Genomic DNA, 21,491 nt, shown 5'->3' on the forward strand with positions numbered 1-21,491 from the left:
CAGACACCGAACATGCTCGAAGAAGTCATCGCACAACGACTGCAAATCCCCCTGCCCCGGGTGCAGGGAACCGTCCGCCTGCTCCGCGACGGCGCCACGATCCCCTTCATCAGCCGCTACCGCAAGGAGGCCACCGGCTCGCTCGACGAGGTACAGGTCGCCGCCGTCAAGGAGTGGCTCGACCGCCTGACCGAACTCGAAACCCGGCGGCAGACCATACTCGACACGATCGAAGGACAGGGGGTGCTGACCTCCGAACTGCGCCGGCGGATCGAGGCGTGCTGGGACCCGACCGAATTGGAGGACCTCTACCTCCCCTACAAGCCCAGGCGCCGTACCCGCGCCACGATTGCCCGGGAACGGGGTCTCGAACCGCTGGCCGACCTCTTGCAGGCGCAGCAGACCCGGGATTTCGCGCAACAGGCCCGGCGGTTCGTCACGGCCCAGGTCCCGACCCCGGAGGAGGCGATCGCCGGCGCGTGCGACATCGTCGCCGAACGCATCGCGGAGGACGAGCGGGTCCGCAACCGCCTGCGGAAGATCTTCGTCCGCGAGGGGCTCGTACGCTCGAAGGTCGTCAAGGGAAAGGAGTCCGAAGGGGCGAAGTACGCCGACTATTTCGACGCCTCGGCGCCGCTGCGCAGCATCGCCTCGCACCGCTATCTGGCCATGCGCCGCGGCGAGGAGGAGGGCGTGCTGCGGATCGCGGTCGAAGTCGACGCCGCGCGCTGCACGGAGGAGCTGCGGCGGTGTCTCATACGCCCCGGTTCGACCACCCGGCAATGGATGGAAGAGGCTGCCGCCGACTCGTTCAAACGCCTCCTGCGCCCCTCGCTCGAAACCGAACAGCTGGCCGCCGCCAAGGAGCGCGCCGACGACGAGGCGATCCGGATCTTTGCCGAGAACCTCCGCCAGCTGCTGCTGGCCTCACCCCTCGGGCAGAAGCGCGTGATCGCCCTCGACCCCGGATACCGCACCGGATGCAAGGTCGTCGTCCTCGACTCGCAGGGCAACCTGCTCCACCACACGGCGATCTATCCCCACCCGCCGCAAAACCGCCGCGACGAGGCCGCCGCAACGCTCAAAAGCCTCGCCGCACGCTACCGCACCGAGGCCTTCGCCGTCGGCGACGGCACGGCAGGACGCGAAACCGAACAGTTCGTGCGGGCGCTCGGGCTGGAAGGGGTCGAGGTCTTTTCGGTGAGCGAGGACGGCGCCTCGGTCTACTCCGCCTCGGCCACGGCCCGCGAGGAGTTTCCCGATCAGGACGTCACGGTCCGCGGCGCCGTCAGCATCGGACGACGGCTGATCGACCCCCTGTCGGAACTGGTCAAGATCGACCCCAAGTCGATCGGCGTCGGGCAGTATCAGCACAGCGTCGACCAGACAAAACTCAAAAACCGCCTGCATGTCGTGGTCGAGAGCTGCGTGAACCGCGTCGGAGTCAACGTCAACACCGCCTCGAAGCACATTCTGACCTATATCTCGGGGCTGGGACCCGCACTGGCCGAGAACATCGTCGCCTACCGCGCCGCCAACGGCGACTTCCCGAACCGGCGGGCACTGCTGAAAGTCCCGCGGCTGGGCGCCAGGGCCTTCGAACAGGCCGCCGGGTTCCTGCGCGTCGTCGGTGGCGACAACCCGCTGGACAACAGCGCCGTGCATCCCGAATCGTACCGCATCGTCGAACGCATGGCCGCCGACCGGGGCGTGAACGTCGGGGAGCTGTTGAAGGAGAAATCCCTGCGCGAGGGGATTCGTCCCGAACGCTATGTCGACGACCGGGTCGGGCTGCCCACCGTGAACGACATCCTCGAAGCCCTCGACAAACGAGGGCTCGACCCCCGCGAGCCGCTGCACGGATTCGCCTTCGCCCCCGACATCCGCACGATCGACGACCTGCGCTGCGGCATGCTCCTGCCCGGAATCGTCACCAACATCACGGCGTTCGGCGCCTTCGTCGACATCGGCGTCAAGCAGGACGGATTGGTCCACATCTCGCAGCTGGCCGACCGCTACGTCGCCTCGCCGGCCGAGGCGGTGCGCCTCGGACAGCAGGTCGAGGTCCGCGTCACGGGAATCGACCCCGCCCGCGGCCGCATCTCGCTCTCGATGCGCCGGAGTCCGGACGGACCAACAGACCGACAGAAACGCCGGGGCGGAAGTTGACGATCCGGGCAACTTGTCGTATCTTTGCCGAAACGAAACACCCTACACGAAGATGGCAGACGACTATCTGGGCCGGAAAATGGAGGAGTACCGCGCCCGTGCGGCGGCTCCGGCCGTGCAGAAAACCCTCGCATCCCTCAACCGGCTGCTGCTCAAAAACCGCAGCCACCGCGGCTACGACAGCCGTTTCACGGTCCGCGCGGACCAGCTCCGAAGCATGATCGAGGTCAACACGCGGATCCCGTCGGCACGGAACCAGCAGGTGCTGCGCTTCCGGCCCGTACTGGCCGACGAAGCACCGCTCGTGCTGCCGCACATCCGGCTCGGCGGAGCACTGCCGGAGCTGCACCTCCCGCTGCCGGGAAGCGAACCGAGGGCCTTCATTCTCATCTGCTCGACGGTTCCCGAAGACCGGTACGTGGATATCGACCTCGGGATCTCGGTCCAGAGCATGCTGCTGCGGGGCGTGGAGATGGGACTGAACGGCATCTGCATCGGGGCGTTCGACCGGGCGCGGATTCGCGAAGCCTTCGACCTGCCGTGGGAACCGCTGTTGATACTGGGCGTCGGAAAGGGTGCCGAGCAGATCGAACTGGTCGAGATCGGTGCGGAGGAGAACCGTGCCTACTACCGCCGCAACGGCGTGCATTATGTCCCGAAAATCCGCGTCGAAGAGTTGCTGATCGGGAAATAATCCGGGAATCCCGTTCTTCAAAAGTCCGGCGCGGTCTCCGGGATGATGATCATCCGCGACTTCCGCACCCGTGGAGCCTCACCGCAGGAATACTCCGGGCAAGGCTCCCGAATACTTTTCCATAGAAATCATTTGCAAATACAATTAATTTACTCATCTTTATGATTTGAGTGCAACAGCCATACAAAATATGCAGTCGATATTGATCGTAGAAGACGACAAACGAGTTGCCGACCTGCTGAAAGCGGGATTGGAGGAGAACGGGTATCAGGTAACGGCAGCCTACGACGGAATCATGGCATTGCGGCTTTTCCGGGCCAACAGCTTCCAACTGGTTGTATCAGACATCGTTTTACCCCAGATGAACGGATTCGAGTTGTGTCGCGAAATCCGGAAAATACACGCCGGAGTCCCCATACTGATGCTCACGGCTCTGGGAACGACAAACGACAAACTGGACGGATTCGATGCAGGAGCCGACGACTACATGGTCAAACCGTTCGACTTCCGCGAACTGACCGCCCGGATCCGAGCCCTGCTCAAACGACAACGGGAGACGAATCCCGCACCGCGGGAATCGCTCGTGTTCGCCGACCTGCAAATCGACCTGAACCGAAAAGAAGTACGCCGCGGGGACATTCCATTGCACCTCTCCCCCAAAGAGTACAAATTGCTGGTCTATCTCGTGGAAAATGCAGGACGCGTCATCGCCCGGACTGAAATTGCCGAAAAGGTGTGGGAGACGCATTTCGACACCGGAACCAACTTCATCGATGTCTACATCAATTACCTGCGCAAGAAAGTGGATCGCGATTTCGACGTTAAACTGATCCATACGCGTCCCGGCATGGGCTTCATCCTGACCGACAAGCCATGAAGATACGAACCTCTCTGACCCTCAAAAACACGGCTGCCACCGCCGCCGTATTCCTCATATGCCTGACGGCGATCTACCTGGTCAGCGAACATACGCGCAGCAAAACCTTCTTCCATACCCTCGAAAGCGAGGCCATCACCAAGGCCCACCTGTTTCTGCAAAACCAGGTGGATGCCCGGATCATGCAGGAGATTCATCTCAACAACCGCAACTTTATCGACGAAGTCGAAGTGGCCGTCTATACGACCGGTTTCCGGATGCTCTACCACGACGCTGTCCAGAATGACATCATCAAGGAGGACTCCGCCATGATCTCCCGAATCCTGCAGGATCGCAGCATCGAGTTTTACGTCGGAGACTACCAGGGAATCGGCATGCTGTATGCATTCGATGGAGACAACTACATCGTAACGGCCGCAGCATACGACCGTTATGGGCACGACAACCTGGCCAAGATGCGGACTACGCTCGGGATTCTGTTCATCATAGGCGTGTTCCTGCTTTTCGTGACGGGCTATCTGCTTGCGCGCGCCGCATTGCAGCCGATTCGCGGAATCGTCCGTGAAGCGGGAGCCGTCACGGCATCGCATATCGACAGAAGGCTCCCCGTAAAAAACGCAAAAGACGAACTGGGAGAACTCGCATTGGCATTCAATGCCTTGTTGAGCCGACTCGAAACCTCCTTCAATGCCCAGAAGACATTTGTCAGCAACGTTTCACACGAATTACGAACACCGCTGGCGGCTCTAATCGCCGAACTGGACCTGGCCTTACAGAAAGAACGGAACGAAGAAGAGTACCGCAAAGCCATCCATCACGCCTTGCAGGATGCCGCCCGCATGACAAAACTCATCGACGGTTTGCTCAACCTGGCCAAGGCCGATTACCGGCAGGAACAGATCAAAATGGAGGCGATCCGGCTGGACGAACTCCTGCTCGATGTCCGGGCCCTGCTCCTGCGCGCACACCCCGACTACCGGATCGAACTGCTTTTCGAACGCGAGGAGGACGACGACCGGATGATCACCGTCGAGGGCAATCTCTATCTGCTCACCATCGCTATTTCCAACCTGATCGAAAACAATTGCAAATACTCCGAAGACCACACCTCCTGTGTCCATATATCCTATTGGGACGAATGGGCCATCCTGCGCTTCTCGGACAGCGGCTCCGGCATGTCCGAAGAGGAGCTGCACAACCTTTTCACGCTCTTCTATCGCGGAGAACAGGAGTCGATGGCCGAAGGACACGGCATAGGAATGGCCCTGGCCCAGAAAATCGTCCAACTGCATCACGGGGAAATTGCCGCCCATTCGGAACCCGGACAGGGCACGACATTCATCGTCGAATTGCCTCACATATAACCCGGTCGGAGACGGAATACATATCCGCCGCCCCCCCGATCAACGCCATACCGGATTCTAATGGTTTTCTAATACGGTTCTAATCGCTTTCTAACGGCTCCTGTGAGCCGTTTTTTTCATTTTTGCAGCGCCAAAATCGAATAGTAAAACTCAAAACAGCCGGTCATGTGGATGAAACGAAACAACACCCGGGTCCCGTTCAATGCCGAAAAGGTCTTCTTGGCGGCGACCCAACCGCTCGCTACGGCCTGCGGCTACTTTCAAACGACACCCTGCGGACTATCCCCCAAAGAGGCCGAACGGCGACAATCGTATTACGGAAAAAACGAAGTCGAACACGAAAAACGGAAAAATCCCGTAACGATGTTCATCAAGGCGTTCATCAATCCGTTCATCGGGATCCTGACCACATTGATCGTCATCTCCTACATCCTCGACGTATGGATGGCCGCACCCGACGAGAAGGATTGGTCCTCGATCATCATCATAGCGACGATGACCAAAAGCGAATCCTCCGACACGCCTATTTCAACAGTTTTTTCCAGACCGGGCTGAAAAATCTGATGGACCGGGCGATCCTCTCCCATGTCAAGGATCTTGACCTGGAAGCGATGAAAGACAACTATCGCAAGGTGGACGAAATCCCGTTCGACTTTACCCGCCGCCGCATGTCGGTTGTCATCGAGGACAATTCCGGCAAACGCCAGATCGTCACCAAGGGTGCCGTGGAGGAGATGCTCGAAATCTGCTCCCACACCGAAGTGTTCGGAGCGCCCTGTCCGTTCACGCCCGAACTGCGAAAAAAGGCGGCGGCCATTTGCGAGCGGATGAATCACCAGGGATTGCGGGTCCTGGCCGTCGCCCACAAGAGCTTCCTGGGCAAGGAGAACAATTTTTCGGTCGAAGACGAAAACGGGATGGTGCTGATCGGATTCCTCGCCTTCCTGGATCCGCCGAAACCATCGGCGGCCAATGCCATCAGACAATTGCAGAACTACGGAGTTTCGGTAAAGATCCTCTCGGGAGACAACGATGCCGTCGTACGCACGATTGCCCGTCAAGTAGGCATTACGGGAAAGACCCTCTCCGGACGGGAGCTGGAAGCATTGGAGGGAGAGGCTCTCTACCGGGCCGTACAGGAGACATCCGTCTTCTCGAAGGTCACGCCGCTGCAAAAAACACAAATCATCACATTGCTGCAAGACAAGCAGCATACGGTCGGGTTTCTGGGCGACGGAATCAACGACGCCGCTGCGTTGCGTCAGTCGGACATAGGAATCTCGGTCGACTCGGCGGTCGATATCGCCAAAGAGAGCGCCGACATCATCCTGCTGGAAAAAGATCTTATGGTACTCCGCGACGGAGTGATCGAAGGCCGCAGAACATTCGGCAACATCGTGAAATACATCAAAATGACCGCCAGTTCGAACTTCGGGAACATGTTCAGCGTAATGGTTGCCAGCGCGTTTCTGCCGTTCCTGCCGATGATGCCCATTCACCTGCTGGTCCAGAATCTGCTCTACGACATCTCGCAAACGACGATTCCCTTCGACCGTATGGATGCGGAGTACCTGCGGAGACCCCGCAAATGGGATGCATCGGGACTGGGCCGGTTCATGATCTGGATCGGACCCATCAGCTCGATTTTCGACATCACAACCTACCTGCTGATGTGGTACGTCTTCAAATGCCGGTCAGTGGAGATGCAGGCGCTCTTCCAGTCGGGATGGTTCATCGAAGGGCTGCTGTCGCAAACGCTGATCGTACATATGATACGCACGCGCAAGGTCCCCTTTTTCCAAAGCCGTGCTTCATGGCCCGTCATGGCCATGACCTTTTCGGTCATGGCAATCGGCATCCTCATCCCGTTCACACCCTTCGGTACGTCCATCGGACTGGTTGCGCTTCCGTGGAGCTATTTCCCCTGGCTGACAGCCACGCTGCTGGCTTACTGCGTATTGACGCAGGTTGTAAAGAATTGGTACGTAAAACGGTTCAACACCTGGCTGTAATGCATGAAAAAGTGGATATACATGATGTTTGCGGCGGCGGTGCCCGGCTGCCACCGCCCCGCGGCCCAACCCCTATTCGGAATCGGATACACGACGGAGCTGCAAACCGATTTCAGGGAGATGAATTGGGTAAACCTCCTGAAAATGGATTTTTCCCGGACTTTGGGCAAGGGCTTCCGGATCGACCTCGGATCGATCAGTATCGCCAAGACACGCCCGGAGCGGCTGATCGACGACCGGCAGGGATTTTCGAATATCGAAGCGGACAACCTGCCTTTCTCGCTCTCCGTAGCCGGGCTATCGTTCAGTCGGGGGGCTTCGTGCCTTTTTGCCGGCCTCCGCAACATGAATGAAGACTATTTCGCCTCGCCCGTCACCTCGCTCTTTACAAACAGTTCGTGTGGCATTTTCCCGACGATCGCGGCGAATTACCCCATTGCCAATTATCCGTTATCATCGCTCGGCATCCATTACACGCATGAGAAAGAGCGTTGGAGAATACAGGCGTCACTATACAACGGCCGAGGCTACAACGGATTTGCAGCAGACAATTTTTTATTTCGTTTTCGCCCCGTATCGGACGGATTGTTCGGAATCACTTCATTAAATTATCGGAACCATGGAAGCAGCTATCATCTTGGCGGTGTTTTATATAATGGTTTTCATATTTGCGAGGCAGAAGCTGAAAAAAGATCGTTGAGCGGAATCCTGTGGGGCTATGTCGAACAGCGTCTGACAAAGGGGTTATATCTTCTGGCACAATATTCAGCGGTATTCCCCTCGGATGTTTGGTGTCACAGGTTCGGCGGAGCGGGTGTGGTCATGCGATTCCGCACGGCCGAAGCGGGTTTTTTCTCTGGTTGCGCCGTTTTTTCCGCAGAGAAAGAGTATGCGTCGGAATTGACTTGCAGAATCACATTTTCAGATCATGTCGCCATCCAACCCGCAGTACACCTCATTCAAGGAGCTTGTGGTTTTCGGCAAATTACCTTGATGCGGCTGAACATCGCCCTATAAATTTCATCAGATCGACGTGGCTCGGAGGTGTGGGACGGACGCCGGGATGCCAAACGGATGGAACCGAAGGCCCCCGCCATCCGGTTGACCCGGGAAATGACGGCGTTCGACCTCCATATCAACCGGCTGTTGGCCGACGGTACGGAGTTGTCGATGGATTTGGCAAGAGTTCATGACGGAAGAGGGCGTGTGCAACCCGAATGTAAAGAAATAAACCGAAGCTTTCGCCGCGTTTTGGCGGAAGCTGTTTTTATCTTTGTGAAAAACCTTTGAACGATGAACTACTACGCTTTGATTGAACTTTTCGGGGGCTTTTTTGTCGCCTGGTGTATCATTGGGATACTCGTTTGTATCAGTATTGTCTGCCGAATGGCCCAGAACTACGGCCGTTCGGTCGGCGAATGGCTGCTGATCGCGATCTTCTTCTCGCCGATCGTCGCCATTATCGGTTTGGCGGCCCTGGGCAAGACGCTCGAAAAGCGGTTTGAAGAGTGGGAGTGGATGGAGACCCGGAAACGGATGGCCCGAAAGGAGATGGATGAGAATAACGATTATATGAACGTATCGGAAGCGAAGCTCATTATTCGCTGATTATATGATACTTACGATATTTTACCCTGTTGAATAGTTGAATATAAAGACTATTGTAAAGTAAAGATACACTGAAAAATAGAGCTATTTACACCAGTGCGCCCCTATTTGCGCCCCTAAATCTTAAATCGGCCCTATGTCTCCTCGATTGGCCTTCTGCTCGTCTTTTTAAGAAAAAGATAATTATTTATTGTAAATTCTTTATAATCTGATATTTTGTAACTTATTTAGTCCCTGAATATTACACTTATTTTGGGGATTTAAATGGCGAACTACTCGATTTGTAAATGTATCCGAAATGATAAGCCCTTGAAACGGAACGGAAAGTATCCGATTTACCTGCGAATAAGAGTCGGAGACCGATGTACGAAAATTCCGACGGGCTTGGAGGTATGGGACGGTCGCTGGGATGCTAAACGGATGGAACCGAAGGATAAAACCCTCGCTATTCAGTTGAACCGGAAAATTATGGAGCTCGATCTCTATATCAATCGGCTGTTGGCCGACGGTACGGAGTTGTCGATGGATCTGGTAAAAGAGTTCTACGACGGGAAACGACGTGTGAAACCCGAAAATAGATCATTCTACGACTATTACCTCGACTTTGTAGAACGAAAACGAAAAGAGGGCTTGAATCCCGAAACGATCCGGGTCTATATGACGACCTTTCACGTCTTGAAAGAGTTTCGATCGGAGCTCCGCATCTCCGATATTTCGCTCCCGTTTATCGAAGATTTTGATAACTATATGCGCGAAGTAAACGGGAATTCGGCCGGAGCTCGGAACCCGAAGCATAAAAACCTGCGGACGGTGATTCTCGATATGCTTAAACGGAATATCCCGGTTGAAAACCCGTATAAGTGGTTCAAGATGCCGAATTCCGCGGTAAAAGAGGTCTATTTGGAGAAAGACGAACTCCTGCATTTGATCGACTACTCCGATAAGTTTGCGAGAGATACGAAAGAGTACCGGATTTTGAAAATGTATCAATTCTCGTGCTTCTGCGGTCTCCGCTTCTCCGACGTGCGCGACTTATGTTGGAAAGACGTGGATTTTTCGAACGGATTGATAAAAAAGCGGATGATTAAGACGAAATCCGAGGTGATAACCCCGCTTTTCCCGATGGCGCGGGAGATATTGGAAGAAAAATCCGAAAACGGGCGTTTGTTGGGAAGCGGTGATAAAATCTTCTATCCCTATACCGAACCGACCGTAAATCGAACGCTTCGTGAACACGTGAAACGGGCCGGAATCGATAAGCACGTAACCTACCACTCCTCCCGCCATACCTTTGCTACGCTGTTGGTGCTGGATAAAGTGGATATATATACGATTTCGAAGTATTTGGGTCATAAGTCCGTGAATATGACCCAGCGTTATCTGAAATACGACCTCTCGATAGCCAAGGAATCGGCGAAGAATATCAAAACGTTCTCTGGTAGAAAAGGATAAAAAAAGCTATCTTGTGAGAAAATTCTACCGAAATGATTAAACTGCCGACCCCGACTTTATATCTTCGGAGCGATAAACGGAAAAAGAACGGCCGAATGCCGTTATATATCCGATTCCCTCGCATTGATGGCGAAGAGCCGAAATATCCGATGGGTATCGACTTATTGCCCGAAGAGTGGGATGATAAGACGAAGGAACCGATCGACGACGCGCTGAAACTGATTATCGAGAAGGAGTTGACGCGAATTAGAACCCGGATATATAATGTTCTGGTAAATGGCGAGAAGTTGACGAAAACGTGCCTGCGCGAGATTGTAGCGAATGAAGAACCGAAAGATCCGGGCGATGCGTCATTCTACGAATATTTCGATAAATACGTCTTGGAGCGGAGACAGGCCGGAAAGATGACCCGCTCGACGGAAAAGGGGTATGATACGACCCGGCGAGCCTTGAAAGAGTTTCGCGAAAAAATCCGGATAAAGGATATTGACGCGAAGTTTATCAATGATTTCGAACGCTTTTTGGTAAAGCGGGGTCGTGAACACGGCCTTGGAGATGTTTTGGGAACGAGAGCGAACCGGTTGAAGCACGTCCGGACGATTGTTCTTGATATTGAACGGCGTGGTATTCCGATAAAGAATCCGTACCGGACCCGTGAATGCGAGGTTCCCAAAGCTGCCGAAAACGATACGTTCCTCGAATATGACGAACTGAAAAGGATGTACCAGCTTTTGGGACTCGATGCCGAAATCGGATCGACCGAGTTCCGGGTATTGGTCATGTTCCTGTTTTCTTGTGCCGTAGGAATCCGATTGAGTGATGCGCTTTGTATAACTTGGGGTGCGCTGGACGTAACGCAAGAAACGATTATCGTACACTTGATTCCTAAAAAGGGTGATAAGCCGTGGAAACGGAACCGCGAAGTTCATATTCCTCTATCGACCTTCGGCGAAAGAATGATCGAGTGGATTGCCGCTGATGATGACGGAATCCCTTTAAGTCAGGTCGAACGTGAAAACCGAATGTTCCGAATCTCATCGGCGTCGACGGTAAATCCGACGTTGAAAAAGCTGGCGAAAATGGCAGGGATAGATAAGAACCTGACTTTTCACGCCTCCCGAAGGACCTTTGCGACCTTAACTGCATCGGAGGGTGCGGATACCTATACGATTAAGAACTATTTGGGACACTCGAGCGTAACGATGTCTGAACGCTATATGAAATGGAGTAAGCAATTGGCTCTTGAATCGGCGGAGAAAAACCACTTGATTGATATAAAGAAGGTCGTACACCGAACGAAAAAAAAGAAATAGGTCGAAGCTTCCGCCGAGTTCTGGCGGAAGCTATTTTTATCTTTGTCGAAAACCTTTGGACGATGAATATCTTGACGAATAACACGGCGACGCTGCTGCGCCGCTACCTGTGGCTCCTGGAGACGATCTATTCCGCGGGAAGAATCACGCTGGATGAAATCCGCCGCCGCTGGCTCCGGAACGAATGGTCGGGCGGAGAGGAACTTCCTCGAAAGACCTTCGAGAATCACCGGAAAGCCGTCGAAACGCTCTTCGATGTCAATATCGCCTGCGACCGCCGGACGAACGAATACTTTATCGAATACGGCGATGACCTCGAACGGGACGATCTGCGACGCTGGTTGTTGGAAACCTTCGCTGTAAACGATCTCTTGGTAAATAGTAAACGCCTGCGCCGACGGATCGCATTGGAACCGATTCCCTCGGGCTACACCTACCTGACGACCGTCCTCCGGGCGATGGAAGAGAACCGATGCCTGGAAATCATCTATCGTCATACCTACGATGAAAAGCGGGAAAAGCGCTACGAGGTTGAACCTTACGGGTTGAAGGCCTTTCGACGGCGCTGGTATCTGATCGCCGAAAGCGTGGAGATGGGCGGAATTTATGCGTTCGCCCTCGATCGGGTAGTTGATATAACTCCGACGGCGAAAGAGGCTGAAATCCCCTTGGATTTTGATTGCGCGGAGTTCTATGTCGACGCCTTCGGAATTATCCGGATTCCGGGGCAATCCGCCGAACGGATTGAAATTCGGGTCTATGGGAAGCAGGCGAACTATGTTCGGGCCCTGCCACTGCATCCTACCCAGCGGGAGATGGAACGGACCGCGGAATATTCGGTATTCGAATACCGGCTGGCCCCGACCTATGATTTCCGGATGGAACTGCTCTCGCACGGTGCTGACGTGGAGGTACTGCAGCCCGCGTGGTTCCGGGAAGAGGTGAAAAAGATCGTGGATGAGATGTCAAAACGATACGACGGATGAGTCTTTGTGAAAGATGAAATAATCAGAGAAAAAGGCTTCGACGACTTGGGATCGAAGCCTTTTTTGTTGGAAATCCGCGAAATCTTCGTACTTTTGTCTATGACATATCGATAGACGCGAAAGCGTAAGTTTATTCTCTACGGCGAATCTGGAAAATTCTTACGAATACGAGAATAAGCGCGGTTATTCCCGTGTCCTTGAAAAAGGGCGTGGGCTGTTGCTTATTTTAGTATTCGGGTATTCCAGAACCTGCCGTATGAAATAAGCCTTCAGCGCCACGCTTTCTTTGTTTAATCCCCTGCCGGTTCGGGCGTTGGGCAGGAATGGTTCGATGGCAAAAATAGGCGGATCTTGCGCCGGGAGTTGGCGGAAGCGACGGATAATTTTGCAGGAAAGAGTTTGTAACCGAAATAACGGGATATGGGAAAGAGTGAACTTTCGACGAGGGACCGGATGTGTTCCGTGGCCGGTGGAATGGCCCGATGGTTTATAGACCGGGAAGTCCCCTCCCGGCTGATCCCTTTCCGGGGAGAATTTCCCCTGCTGGATACGATCGAGACGAAGCGATTCCGGGAGGCGATCCGTTCGACGATGTGGATCGAGGAGCTGCCGCCGAAACTGCGGTATGCCGCCGCCGAAGGGAGTCGGATAGCGCGGCTGGAGGAAGATTTCCGCCACTACCTGTCGAGATACGAAGTAACGGGGGACGATTTCGAAACGTGGAACGAGGTGGAGAAGTCGAGGTGGCTGCGGGATTGGATGAAGGCCGCTTCTGTCAGCGAGGACGACCTGACCGTTAAAAAATACCGGGAAGAATCGGCCCCGGCTCCGGAACCCGTTGGCGATCCGACGATACCGGGCGTCGAGAAGCGGGAAATTGACGACGACCGAATCGCGCGACGAGCCTATTGGGACGATCTGTGCAGTGAGTTCGGACGGATCGGCTGGGAGGAGAAACTGCGGAACCTGGCCTTGTATCTTTACTACGGTGGGGATTTGGAGGCCGTTTTGACCCGCTATAAAGCGAGCCACCCCGATTACGCCGACCGGGTTCCCTTCTCGTTGGCGTATTATATCAGCTACCTGCGGACGGGCCGTGCGATCTCCGTGTTGAATGATTTTCTATGGAGAGGCGTTGCTCTTCCCGAGCAGCGGTTGGCGGCTCTGCTCTCCGCCGAGTTACACGAACGGCTGGAGGAGTTTTTCCGATGGGACGGTGCGGCGAACCGTGCTTGGACGGTGCGGATCGACTACGAAGGCGAAAAAAGGATGATGAAGAAGGCGATGGCTTTGGGTGTGGAGCGAGGCCGTGAATTTCTAATCTTTGGGAACCTGACTATAAAACCTTTTACTATGGAAACGAAAGAGACCTTATTGAAGGAGAACCCTTGGCTCGAACTGGCTGAAAAATTGAAGAATAGCGATTACCGCGGATCTCCGGATGTTCTCGTTTGCAGCGGCGACCGGACCGCGATCGAAGCCTTTAACAAAACGGCCGACGAACTGCATAAAATCCGACTCGAAGGGGTTCCCGAACCGGTGCATGGTCGTTTCTTTGACGCGAAAGTGGCCCTTCTGACACTGAATCCCGGGTGGGTGGAATGCACCGATAAGCAATCCGGGAACGATGGCACGTTGAAAGAAATGAACCCCGAAGACCGGCAGTTTTTCCTGCAACAGAAGGCCGAAGCGATGTTGTTGGAAGGGTGTCCCTTCCCTACTGAAGATAAAACGCTGCGTGCCATTGATACCAGCTATTGGAATAAACTGCTTAACGAGGTGCTGAATAGATGCCCCGATGCTCCGAACTACCTGACGATTATTCAATACCTTGGGTATCACTCTAAAAAATATAAGGATATCGGGAAACGACTAATTCACTCGGAATCGGGGCTGCTCCCCACCCAGGAGTTTGCCGTAAGGCTGGTTCGGTATCTGATGAATAAGGGGGTGCTGATCGTGATTTGCCGAAGTAAAAAAAGATGGTTCGCCGCCGTTGAAGGGTTGGAGAACTATTCGAATCTGGTGCTCCTGAATAATTACCGACGGCCCTATATTTCACCGAATAATTGCGCGGATGACGGATTCGATGCTGTCATAAAAGCGCTGAAAGAATAGGATATTTCCGATCTCGCTGCGACCGCCCGAATAGTTTCCGGGAAAGGGCTTCGGGACGTATAAAAGAACCGACTAATTTCTATAAACTAATCTTTATAAAACGATGAACTACTACGCTTTGGTTGATCTCTTCGGAGGCTTTTTTATCGCTTGGTGTATCATTGGGATACTCGTTTGTATAAGTATTGTCTGCCGAATGGCTAAAAACTACGGCCGCTCGGTAGCCGAATGGCTGCTGATCGCGATTTTCTTCTCGCCGATAGTCGCCATTATCGGGTTGGCGGCCCTGGGTAAGACGCTCGAAAAGAGGTTTGAAGAGTGGGAGTGGATGGAGACCCAGAAACGAATAGCTCGAAAGGAGATGGATGAGAATAACGATTATATGAACGTATCGGAAGAGGATTTGAAAGAGGTATAATGCCCGCTGCCCGTTTGCGCCTCTCTTCCCAAAATATAATCGCGCGAATAGTTAATGATTTTCCGGTTTTATATAAGAAAATATAATAGGCCTCGAAAACCAGCTATTCATAGGGATTCTGTAAGCGAAGGAGTCCGATTTTCCTCTTAAACGGTTGAGAAATAGAAAATAAGAGGTATAGAATCGTTATCTTTGTAGAAAAGCTATTTGTGTTATGATAGATAATTTAACGATTCGTTTGGAAGGATTTTCGGGCTCCTTTGAGAATTGCGAGCGTGTCAAGGAGAACGGTAATATCGCGATATATCGACTGAAAGGCCTCTCCTTGACCACTCCGCACCCGCTTGCCTTGATTTTGGCGAAACGGTCGGGAACTCTCTATATCGTAAATAGCCTCCGGAAGTGGTATTATGGAAGAGCGTCCCTGCTCGACTTTACCTCCGGAACGCTTCTTCACGCCTTTAAGCTGTTGGCCGGACGCTTGAAGATCTCCTACGAAGAATTGAGCCGCGGCCGTGTTACCCAGGTCGAGGCCGGGCTGAATCTACGCACGCGAATCTCGTGTCAGCGGTTATTCGGTCTGATAGCCGGATATAAGACCCGCCCGCGAAACTCGATTAAGAATGAAACCCTCTACTTCGGAGATCGAACCCGCGGCGTAGGTTATAAGAAGGTGATGCTCTACGATAAAACCGCCGAGATTGTTGCCAGGATGCCGCTTCGGAAGCGTTTCCGTCAAGAGGAGATTTTTGAGGTGCTGGCCCGGCACGGTTACTTCTTCCCGCGGTATGAATTCAAACTCGCCGACCGTCAGGCCCTTTCTCAAAACGGCCTCGATATCCGTACCGTCTCCGACCTCGTAGCCGGATACGAAGAACTCTACCGGTTTCTGGCACGCGAAGCCCGGAATTTCGTGCTGTTCGAACGAATCGGAATTACGGAGCGAATGACCCCGAAAGAGCGTCTAATCGCCGAAGGACTGAACGAATACGGATATACGGAATATCTTGAAAAATGCCGGGAGACGTGTCGTTCACGAACGGTTAAGGGATTGAAATCCGCACGCTATAAAGTTCGGAAGGATTTAATCCGCGTGATCGACCGCTACGATACGGGAGATTACGGAAGCCGTCAGTTCCGAATCGACCTCGGGCGGAATCTCGTAAGAATAAGTAAGCACGATCCCGCGCTGAACCTGCCTGAAACCCTCCGGGAGCTCTTTATCGGCCGCCCTGCCTCTAATAATAAGAGGAATAAGTAAGCTCTATACCTAAAAGAGTAGATAATGGATAGCTTATAATAACGAGAAGTAAATTAGTTATTACGAAGATATTCTAATAGGCGAAACCCGAAATCCTGTTCGGCCGATTGACCGGGGAGTTCGGCGTGCCGCTGTTCGGTCGAATTCGACCTGTCCCGATTATTCTTATGGCGGGACCGATTTCCGGATTCCGCTCCCGTCGGACGAATACGCGCCTATCCCCCGTCAATAATGCTTGGATATCGGCGCTTTTTCCGTTGAAACGGGATGTCGTCGAAACCGGCAATACGATTGGATCGGGAATAAGTCCGGCTGCTATTCAAGGAATGCCGGGGAATCGGGGATAATAGCGGAGTGATGATTGGCCGCTGGCCTTGTCAGTTATTAGTGGGCGGCGGGAATTCGGGAGGATGGTCTATGAACTGTTCCGTGAATAAGAGATCGAAAATCCTTTCAAGCCTCGATTATTCAATAGTGCAGTGATTGACTGTATGTTGAAAATTCGGACCACTTGCGCCCCTATCTGCGCCCCCGTAAATGGAAGAAGGCCTCTTAATCGCTAAAAATTAGCTGATTAGAAGCCTTCTTTGAGGTCTGAAGCGGACGCCATAAATTTAGATCGAATTTTACCGATTTTAATTTCATTTTATCTATATATCAATATTTTGCATCTGTTTTTCATCAACTGCGAGGTCTGGAAGTTTTCGAAAATTCGGCCGATGTATGACAAATGTATGACAAAAATGATTACATTTGCAGCAGACAAAACCTCCTGACCTATGGCTTCATTCTGCTATCGCATCCGCTCGACCCAGAAAAACAAACTGGTCAAAATCCAAATTCTCTTCACGGTTGGCCGTGGCAACCAGTTCTACGTCGACAGCCAATATATGGTGTTGACGGACGCCTGGGACAACAAGCGGCAAACGGTCAAGAGCCGCTTCACCTTTACCGACGACTTCACCGAGCAGCAGGGGCGCGAGCTGACCAAGAATCTCTCCGAACTGCGCAGCCACATCCTCGGAGAGATTGCCAAGGATCCCGAGCACGCAATGACGAAGACGCGGCTGGAGAAGATCATCTACAGCTTCCACCACCCGCGCAGCCTCACCACCGGCCGCCGTGTCCGCAGCCGCGAATCGCTCGGCGACTACATCGCCCGCTTCACGCGCGAGATGGAGGAGGGCACCCGGCTGAACATCCACAAACTCCGCTACGGTCCCTCGACCATCAAGAACTACAAGGGGTTTGTCGTGCAGTTCGACGAATACTGCAAAGCCAAACGCAAGCAGTTCGACTTTGCCGACATCGACCTGAAGTTCTACGACGACTTCGTCGCCTGGTTCACCGCCAAGAACTACTCCGTCAACACGATCGGCCGCCACGTCAAGGAGCTGAAGATCATCATGCGCGCGGCCCGTGAGGAGGGACTGCACGACAACGGGGCGATTGAGAGCCGCAAGTTCCGTGTGCTGACGGCCGACGTGGAAAACATCTACCTGACGGAGTCGGAGATCCGGGCCATCGCCGCGCTCGACCTCTCGAAAAACCGGCACAAGGAGGTTGCCCGCGACATCTTTCTGGTAGGATGCTACACGGCGCAGCGCTTCAGCGACTACTCGACCATCAACGAAGGCAACATCCGCACGCTGGAGAACGGGCAGCAGGTCATCGACCTCAAGCAGCAGAAGACCGGCAACCACGTCGTCATTCCGGTACGGCCCGAACTGCAGGCCATCCTGGAGAAGTACGACAACCGGCTGCCGAAAACCTACGAGCAGAAGGTGAACCACCTCATCAAGGAGATTGCGCGCGAGGCGGGCATCACGGAGAAGGTCGAGGTCTCCTACATCGAAAATGGCGAGAAGAAGAGCCGGCTGGTCGAGAAGTGCGACCTGGTGAAGACCCACACGGCACGCCGCAGCGGCGCAACGAACATGTATCTGGCGGGAATCCCTACCATCGCCATCATGAAGATCACGGGCCACAAGACCGAACGGGAGTTCATGAAGTACATCAAGATCACCGAGGAGCAGACCGCTCTGGAGCTGATGAGCCACCCCTATTTCAGCGGGAAGCAGGCAAGTGAGTGAAAATTTGGAGATTTGCCAATTGTTTTTTAACTTTGTTACGGCGGTAAAATTTACAGCCATAACAAAACAGCTCGGATTATGAAATTCTACAACCGCGAGACGGAAACAGCCAAGTTGCGCGAAATCCGCACCTTGTCATACGAAGACCATTCGCGAATGACCGTTCTGACGGGCCGCCGCCGGATTGGCAAGACATCGTTGATTCTCCGGGCCATGGAGGACGAACCGCTGGTCTACCTCTTCGTCGGGCGCAAGAACGAGGCTTCGCTCTGCGCGGGCTACTGCAAGGAGATTGCGGCGAAACTGGGGCTCTTCATCCCGCCCATGACGAGCTTTCAGGATGTCTTCACCTTCCTGATGCAGCAGGGAGAGAGCCGCCGATTCACGCTGGTTGTGGATGAATTCCAGGAGTTCTTCAACATCAACCCGTCGGTCTACAGCGACGTGCAGAATATCTGGGATCAATACCGGCTGAAGACCCATGTGAACTTCATCGTCAGCGGCTCGATCTATTCGCTGATGGTCAAGATCTTCCAGAACTACCACGAACCGCTGTTCGGACGGGCGGATGTCATCATGAAACTCACGCCGTTTGCGCTGCCGGTGCTGAAGCAGATCCTCGCGGAGCACGCTTCCGGCTACACGAACGACGACCTGCTGGCTCTTTATACCGTTACGGGCGGCATCCCGAAGTATGTGGAGCTGCTGGTGGATGCAAAAGCCTTGTCGGTCAAAAAGATCATCCATGCGGTATGCGACCCCGATTCGCCTTTCAAGGACGAGGGCAAGACGCTGTTGATCGACGAATTCGGCAAACAATACGGCACCTACTTCTCGATCCTCGACGCCATCTCGAACGGCATCAACACCCAGTCGGAGATTGCCGCGGCGCTGGGCGAGAAAAGTATCGGCGGGCAGTTGAAAAAGCTGGAAGAGACCTACGGAATCACGAAAAAGATGCGCCCCATCCTCTCGAAAGAGGGGACGCAGACCGTGCGCTACGAGATTGCCGACCTCTTCCTCCGCTTCTGGTTCCGCTACTTCGAAGGCAACCGGACGCTGGTTGAGATGAATCAGTTCGAGGTGCTGGAGAAGATAATTGCGGCCGACTACACGACCTACTCGGGCCGAACGCTTGAAACCTACTTCAAGCAGCAGTTCATCGAAAGCCACGAATACCGTGACCTGGGCTCCTACTGGGAGGCCAAGCGGGGCAAGGAGCAATACGAGATTGACATCGTCGCCCTGCGGCTGGAGAAGAACAGGGCCGTGGCCGTCGAGGTCAAGCGCCAGCGCAAGGAGTTCAAGCCCGAAGCCTTTGCCGAGAAGGTGCAGCACCTCAAGGAGAAGGTGCTCCCGAAATATGAGATCGAACAGCGCTGCCTAACGCTGGAAGATATGTAATTACGGAATATTTAAGCGCTTTTCAAAAGCTACAGAAAACCGCTTTATGCTCATAAACAACACATTAAAAGCACTTAAATTCGACCGAGGAAGAAAAATCAAACGCTTTTCAAGCACTAACCAACCATCAGAGCCATGCCGCGCCGTCGAAAAATAACGATCCGGGCCTCCGAACTGGAGTGCTTCGAGACGCTCGTCCGGGAGTTGCATCAGCAGCCGGAGTTTGCCGGATTCGATCCGTCGAGCCTGCACGTCTGGGCTTACGAACGGTATGAGCCGAAGCTGAAGGATGCCGACGCGATTCTCCGTCGCTTCGACTACTGGCTGGGCGTACACAAGAGCGAGCGCTATCTGATGGCAAACGGCAGCCGGCTCTTCAACAAAAAGGAGCTTGCCGAGGCGCTGGGCGTCGCACGTCCGACACTCGACCGGTGGATCACAAACGGATGGCTGGAGCCGTGCCGCGTTCAGATCTCTAGTAGCGGCGACACCCTCTTTGCGGCCAACGCCGTTCGGGAGGTACTAATAACGTTTTCCAATGAATAATTCGTCAAACAAAGATCAACACTATGCATTGGATTCTTCCGGAAACATTAGACACATAAAAGATGCTAATCCAAGCAATGACGAATTTTTTTGTCTTTTTTGCCATCGTCAAATGATTGCAAAGCAGGGAAAAATACGGCAATGGCACTTTGCGCACAAGGCTCTTTCTCCTAACTGCAGCTATGAAAGTTACTTACATTCATTGGCAAAACTTTTAATCCTACAAAAACTCAGAAGTGAACAACCTTTCGGGGTCGAAATTAAAGTTCCTTTCACTTGTAAAAATAAAGAGACCTGCATATGGTACGAAGATTCATTTGATGAATCTTGCAACTGGACTGGATACAAAAATTATGATTTAAAAAAATTCTATAACACATTTGAAGTTGAAGCCTTCTACGATAACTTTCGCGCAGACATTCTTCTTTCAAATTCCATTAAAAAGTATACACCGGTCTTTATCGAAATATATGTTTCACATCCTTGCGAACATCAAAAGATTGACTCAGGAAATAAAATCATAGAACTAAAGATCAACTCGGAAGATGATATAAAATCAATCATCAATAGCCCCATCATCACAGAAGACGGAGATCTTATCAGATTATATAATTTCAAACCGAAAGGAGACTTTACCGGGCCACCTCCACATCCCAAGCAATTGGTGAAGTTTTCAGTTTTTGAAAGCTATAAAATGTATTGTGGAAATACGGACTGTCAGACATTCTCATGTCACAGAAACAAAGCTATCTTCGAGTTAACCTCCGACTTTCATCCCGACTTTCTCCCAGAATATTCTCTATATGATTATGGAATCGTAGAACTATACGATTTGGATCCTAACCTCAAAGTATGCAACCTCTGCCGCTATTATAGACCCCGAGACATATTATTCGACGATCTGTTCGACATAAGAATCGATAAACGTCCAATTTTTTGCTGCTTATACAAAAAACTCGGGACTGATAAATATCGAGACCCATCAGATGCACGCACTTGCACTGCATTCCGGAAAATAGATGGAAAAACAATGGCAGAGATTAGACAAGAATATAAAATGGTAAAACCAATCATTTGGAAGAAACCAAATGATTAGAAGGCCTATTTTGCATCGGGTGGAATCCGATTACACGGCAGTGCCAACCCAAGCAAACGAATGCCAAAATCCGGAAACAG

18 protein-coding genes and 1 pseudogene are annotated in these 21,491 nt (G+C 53.0%); all 19 read left to right on the forward strand.

Going from position 1 to position 21,491, the window contains the following annotated elements; translation table 11 throughout:
- Nucleotides 1-12: 12 nt before the first annotated feature.
- The 19 genes and pseudogenes from B5G16_RS00555 to B5G16_RS12470 all read left to right on the forward strand — a co-directional run bounded on the left by B5G16_RS00555 (nt 13) and on the right by B5G16_RS12470 (nt 21,411).
- Nucleotides 13-2,169: a Tex family protein gene (locus B5G16_RS00555; protein WP_087260030.1), complete on the forward strand. Its 2,157-nt coding sequence runs from the start codon at nt 13-15 to the stop codon at nt 2,167-2,169.
- A 52-nt stretch (nt 2,170-2,221) separates the two neighbouring features.
- Complete coding sequence (locus B5G16_RS00560; RefSeq protein WP_087260032.1) at nt 2,222-2,863, forward strand: nitroreductase family protein; 642 nt, start codon at nt 2,222-2,224, stop codon at nt 2,861-2,863.
- 190 nt (nt 2,864-3,053) lie between these two features.
- The gene (locus B5G16_RS00565) at nt 3,054-3,740 is read left to right on the forward strand and encodes a response regulator transcription factor (RefSeq protein WP_087260034.1); all 687 of its coding nucleotides are present in this window, start codon (nt 3,054-3,056) and stop codon (nt 3,738-3,740) included.
- Nucleotides 3,737-5,104, forward strand: coding sequence for a HAMP domain-containing sensor histidine kinase (locus B5G16_RS00570; protein ID WP_087260036.1), 1,368 nt, complete (start codon nt 3,737-3,739; stop codon nt 5,102-5,104). The genes B5G16_RS00565 and B5G16_RS00570 overlap by 4 nt, the downstream gene beginning before the upstream one ends.
- A gap of 171 nt (nt 5,105-5,275) precedes the next feature.
- A complete protein-coding gene (locus B5G16_RS12995; RefSeq protein WP_442856522.1) occupies nt 5,276-5,659 on the forward strand; it encodes a cation-transporting P-type ATPase in 384 nt (127 codons plus the stop codon).
- Nucleotides 5,593-7,116: pseudogene (mgtA, locus tag B5G16_RS00575) on the forward strand (magnesium-translocating P-type ATPase); the annotation flags it as partial. The gene B5G16_RS12995 and the pseudogene mgtA, both read left to right, overlap by 67 nt.
- 3 nt (nt 7,117-7,119) lie before the next feature.
- On the forward strand, nt 7,120-8,133 hold the full coding sequence (locus B5G16_RS00580) for a carbohydrate porin (protein WP_143260796.1): 1,014 nt from the start codon (nt 7,120-7,122) through the stop codon (nt 8,131-8,133).
- A 57-nt stretch (nt 8,134-8,190) separates the two neighbouring features.
- Nucleotides 8,191-8,406 (forward strand): hypothetical protein, encoded by a 216-nt coding sequence (locus tag B5G16_RS12710; RefSeq protein WP_087260040.1) that lies wholly within the window; start codon nt 8,191-8,193, stop codon nt 8,404-8,406.
- Nucleotides 8,407-8,409: 3 nt separating this feature from the next.
- The gene (locus B5G16_RS00590; RefSeq protein ID WP_087260042.1) at nt 8,410-8,724 is read left to right on the forward strand and encodes a hypothetical protein; all 315 of its coding nucleotides are present in this window, start codon (nt 8,410-8,412) and stop codon (nt 8,722-8,724) included.
- Between the two features lie 264 nt (nt 8,725-8,988).
- Nucleotides 8,989-10,176, forward strand: coding sequence for a site-specific integrase (locus B5G16_RS00595; protein WP_087260044.1), 1,188 nt, complete (start codon nt 8,989-8,991; stop codon nt 10,174-10,176).
- A gap of 32 nt (nt 10,177-10,208) precedes the next feature.
- Nucleotides 10,209-11,489: a site-specific integrase gene (locus tag B5G16_RS00600; RefSeq protein WP_087260045.1), complete on the forward strand. Its 1,281-nt coding sequence runs from the start codon at nt 10,209-10,211 to the stop codon at nt 11,487-11,489.
- 62 nt (nt 11,490-11,551) lie between these two features.
- Entirely contained in the window at nt 11,552-12,475 is a 924-nt protein-coding gene (locus tag B5G16_RS00605) for a helix-turn-helix transcriptional regulator (RefSeq protein WP_087260047.1), read from the forward strand.
- 420 nt (nt 12,476-12,895) lie between these two features.
- Complete coding sequence (locus B5G16_RS00610) at nt 12,896-14,593, forward strand: hypothetical protein (protein ID WP_087260049.1); 1,698 nt, start codon at nt 12,896-12,898, stop codon at nt 14,591-14,593.
- A gap of 103 nt (nt 14,594-14,696) precedes the next feature.
- The gene (locus B5G16_RS00615; protein ID WP_087260051.1) at nt 14,697-15,011 is read left to right on the forward strand and encodes a hypothetical protein; all 315 of its coding nucleotides are present in this window, start codon (nt 14,697-14,699) and stop codon (nt 15,009-15,011) included.
- A 214-nt stretch (nt 15,012-15,225) separates the two neighbouring features.
- Complete coding sequence (locus B5G16_RS00620) at nt 15,226-16,272, forward strand: hypothetical protein (protein WP_087260053.1); 1,047 nt, start codon at nt 15,226-15,228, stop codon at nt 16,270-16,272.
- A gap of 779 nt (nt 16,273-17,051) precedes the next feature.
- On the forward strand, nt 17,052-18,365 hold the full coding sequence (locus tag B5G16_RS00630) for a site-specific integrase (protein WP_087260057.1): 1,314 nt from the start codon (nt 17,052-17,054) through the stop codon (nt 18,363-18,365).
- Between the two features lie 78 nt (nt 18,366-18,443).
- Nucleotides 18,444-19,769 (forward strand): ATP-binding protein, encoded by a 1,326-nt coding sequence (locus B5G16_RS00635; protein ID WP_087260059.1) that lies wholly within the window; start codon nt 18,444-18,446, stop codon nt 19,767-19,769.
- A gap of 135 nt (nt 19,770-19,904) precedes the next feature.
- On the forward strand, nt 19,905-20,315 hold the full coding sequence (locus B5G16_RS00640) for a hypothetical protein (protein ID WP_087260061.1): 411 nt from the start codon (nt 19,905-19,907) through the stop codon (nt 20,313-20,315).
- Nucleotides 20,308-21,411 (forward strand): competence protein CoiA family protein, encoded by a 1,104-nt coding sequence (locus tag B5G16_RS12470; RefSeq protein ID WP_143260797.1) that lies wholly within the window; start codon nt 20,308-20,310, stop codon nt 21,409-21,411. Before B5G16_RS00640 ends, B5G16_RS12470 begins: the two co-directional genes overlap by 8 nt.
- Nucleotides 21,412-21,491 lie beyond the last annotated feature (80 nt).

The sequence above is a fragment of the Alistipes sp. An66 genome, assembly GCF_002161445.1.
Classification (GTDB): Bacteria; Bacteroidota; Bacteroidia; order Bacteroidales; family Rikenellaceae; genus Alistipes; species Alistipes cottocaccae.